Genomic DNA, 3,539 nt, shown 5'->3' with positions numbered 1-3,539 from the left:
GATTCATACTGTCCCTCATAGGATTCCCACATGATTCATGCAGAAAATCGCTCATCAGACCGAAAAAAGATACGTGGGCTCGCCTAACCGCTTACGGTAATCCAGAATTTTGAATCGGATTATTGCAAATTTTTCTGAATTGAAACGCATTGCCGTTAATTTGAAGTGCTGTGCGGGTAACTCACATCGGATTGCGGGCAAGGTAACTCACTGTCCCGGCAACCTGAAAGAATGCAGAATAAAGGAATTTACTTTTACTAGACGTGCCTTTTAATGCTGCAAAGGCCTCATTTAACGAATGTGCTACCGCCCTCAAATGTTTCTGGTGAGATTTATCCGAATATTAACTGACACTGGATTGGACTATGGGAGGCTTCCAGATATTGTCAGTGAGATTTTTCAACAAACACATGCGTTGGCCCCACATGCTCTCATTCGTTTGAAATTGTGTGATGGGTCAGTCGATGTTACTTGCTGCAAAGAGCAGGACCGTTTCAATTACAAACAGCGTTTGCCATTGAATCGCAAATCAAGAGTTCTGAATCTGGTTCTCATAGATTTGAATCAAACTTATAGAACTCTGAATCGGCTTATCAGAGTTTAGCGTGGCTACCACGCATGCCCCCTTGTCCGTATGACGGAGTTGACCCAGATTTCGACCCGTTTGAGCGCGAATGAAGCATTCCAGAGTGCTAGATTAGGCCGCACGCAGGAGAACTAAGGGTATTTTTTCTGGCTTTGTCTGTTTCTGCTGCATCTTCTGATAGTCCCAATGGTTGCGAAGTGCAGCGCGAAGATCTGATTTCGTCCGTATCGACAAAGCAATAAACTGTTCAACACTCTCAAGAGTGGCCAGTTGGAGTTCTAAACTGGTAAACGTACGACCACCCAATAAACGCCGAGCCCGATTAAGCTGCGATTTTACATTACGTGCTGATTGATAAGAACGACCCTTTTTCATCAGAAACTGCACAAAACGCCCCTGAACCAGAGGGATGGTTTGAGCGTTATGCCGTTCCAAAATGACCCGACCGATACTTTCAGCCAACGGCGATGGCACTGCATTGGCAATCATCTGATGAATATCTTGTCGCGTTGCCCCTCGCCATTGCCAATTTTCGGGAAAGCCTTGAAGCTGGGCTAATTGCTGCGTGGTTAAAACGGCAGCCTCTGTGACTGGTACCGGATCATTGGGATGCGGATTAGAAAGATAGCGCTCGGTCAAGCGTTCCCAGCAAGTTCTGGTAACTGTTGGAAATGGCTCATACACACTTCTGACACCCCTCGCCGCCCTAAAGGGCCGCGAATATACATAGCCTTCCGCAATCTCAAGAACATCATTAATCACAGTTTGTGTTTTTGTTCGCGCTGCAGTCAGTGCCGAGGTTAAAAAACCATGCTGCTCCCCAAGACGACCAATAACAAATAAACGTTTACGCTTCTGGGCAACACCATACCAGGATGCATCAAGCTTACATTCCGACAGGCCATATCCAGCTTTTACCAGCATAGCGCGGGCATTTTGCCAAGCATCTGAGCGCGCTGCTTGTGGTACATTCTCCATGACGAACCATTCTGGACGTGCGATACAGACTAACATCGCAAAGGTTTTGGTCAGCCCCGCATTTTCGCCTTCAATTCGTTTGCCTGCTACTGAATAATCCTGGCATGGAGGGCCACCGCAAATCAGATCCGGTGACAGATCAGCGATCAACGGCCCCATCTCAAAAATATCTTTCAAATCGCGCTGGCTAACATGGTGACCTAAATTATGCCGATAAGTTTCAACCGCTGGAGACCATGCATCATAGGCTTGAATGATATCCACGCCTGCACGCTGAAGTCCTAGTGACATGCCCCCAGCACCACAAAACAACTCAACTGCACGCACAAAAAATCCCCCGATATTTGTAACGTATATATCCGTTACAATTTACACTGTAAATTGTAGGAAATGCGCTATGTTTAAATCATACATAACGCACGGCAGATTATCATCGCATTCGAAAGCGCTCGTCCGGTACAGGCCGATGTAAAGCAAATCCCTCTTTTGGTGGAGGATTTTTTATTCGCTCCCATTTTTGTGAAAGTTCATCATTCTTTTTAATCGCCAGTAAAAGTTCAAGGGCAAGCGCTCTTTGTATAGTGCTCATAGAGCGTAAGAGATTTTCGACTTCCGGTAAAAACTGATATTTAGCATCCTCCTCTGCTTCATAGACTAATTCTAATGGATTGCAGCTAAGGAGCGTCGCTGGCGAAACTTTTAAGGCCTCCCCTATTTTTTCAAGTGTCGCCTGCGTGTAACCAGTTCGACCGCTTTCAATTTGACTGATACTGGACGGTGTTAGGTCAATAAGACGCGCCAGCTCCGTTTGTGAGAGACATTTTTCCTGTCGCCATTCAGCAATAAAATGCTTTTTCACATTGTTCTCCATATTGGCTTCATCAATTTCTCTTAATTCACTTGGTACCGACATTATTAATTTGACTAACAATCTGCAATGTGTAATGTTAGTCATATTAATAATAATAGTAAGGGAAAATTATACATGCAGACAATTACCACCGAAACTGACTATCCTTTGAATGTAGCAGAGAAAATTCAGGATCGATTGATTAATACAATTAACGAACTGGATTCAATTATAAATTTAATTAATAAATTTGGACCAGATTTGGTTGTTAAGCGAGGGATATCTTATGAGCGTAAACAAGCAACCAATTATATTGAGGAAGCGATAGATCATTTGCAATATGTCGATACCTATCTGTATGAATATGCTAAAAATTTACATCGTCTAGAACGCTGAAACTACAACGCTTTTTAAGTCGTAGTAATGCATTAATGAATATCTGAATTATCAGGTTTTAGGTTTCACTAAATTTATTGATCATATTGCCGGCACGATTTAGCGTCGGCAATATAAAAAGTTAAGAGCGGCATCTCCAATCTGGCTGGACTACAGGCTATAAACACAATTCTGAAATCAACCGGCCATCAATATATTATACGCCTGTCGGAATTGATCCAGAAACGCTGAAACTTATGAATGAGATTGATCGCACCTTCACGAATACCCGTTCTTTGGCAGCCGTCAAATGGGTTTAAAATCACCTGAAGATTTAAACCAAATTTCCTCTATTTTCAAAAAGGTCATGATCGAAGCAGCTCTTAACACAGAACTTTCCGAGCATCTTGGCTATGAGAAGCATCAACCTCGAAAGTCGGCTAATGCCCGTAATGGCTTTAGTGAGAAGACCGTCACTTCTCCGGACGGTCAATTAACCTTGGAAATTCCCCGTGATCGAGACGGTTCATTCGAGCCGCAGCTGATAAAAAAGCATCAAACACGTATCACCGGTATGGATGATCAAATCTTGTCGCTTTATGCCAAGGGCATGACGAATAGAGAAATCGTGGCTTTCTTCAAAGAAATGTATGACGCAGACGTTTCCGCCTCCCTCATTAGTAAGGTTACGGATGCTGTCATTGAACAGGTCACCGAATGGCAAAACAGGGCATTAGACAGCCTTTATCC

Annotated in this window: 4 protein-coding genes; 2 read left to right on the top strand and 2 right to left on the bottom strand. The window is 43.5% G+C overall.

The window, feature by feature from the left end:
• Positions 1 to 697: 697 nt before the first annotated feature.
• Together FHS77_RS15715 and FHS77_RS15710 are read right to left on the bottom strand one after the other, a co-directional pair.
• A complete protein-coding gene (locus tag FHS77_RS15715; RefSeq protein WP_343061035.1) occupies positions 698 to 1,891 on the bottom strand; it encodes a DNA cytosine methyltransferase in 1,194 nt (397 codons plus the stop codon).
• A 103-nt stretch (positions 1,892 to 1,994) separates the two neighbouring features.
• Positions 1,995 to 2,477 (bottom strand): helix-turn-helix domain-containing protein, encoded by a 483-nt coding sequence (locus tag FHS77_RS15710; protein ID WP_184224860.1) that lies wholly within the window; start codon positions 2,475 to 2,477, stop codon positions 1,995 to 1,997.
• Between the two features lie 72 nt (positions 2,478 to 2,549).
• Here FHS77_RS15710 and FHS77_RS15705 point away from each other — a divergent pair, with 72 nt between their 5' ends.
• Together FHS77_RS15705 and FHS77_RS15700 are read left to right on the top strand one after the other, a co-directional pair.
• Positions 2,550 to 2,810: a hypothetical protein gene (locus tag FHS77_RS15705; RefSeq protein ID WP_184224859.1), complete on the top strand. Its 261-nt coding sequence runs from the start codon at positions 2,550 to 2,552 to the stop codon at positions 2,808 to 2,810.
• A gap of 289 nt (positions 2,811 to 3,099) precedes the next feature.
• A partial coding sequence (locus FHS77_RS15700) for a transposase (protein ID WP_184224858.1) occupies positions 3,100 to 3,539 on the top strand: 440 nt, incomplete at its 3' end.

Origin of the sequence: Paenochrobactrum gallinarii, assembly GCF_014205685.1 — a bacterium.
Lineage (GTDB): Bacteria > Pseudomonadota > Alphaproteobacteria > Rhizobiales > Rhizobiaceae > Paenochrobactrum > Paenochrobactrum gallinarii.
This window is presented reverse-complemented; position numbering and strand designations above follow the sequence as displayed.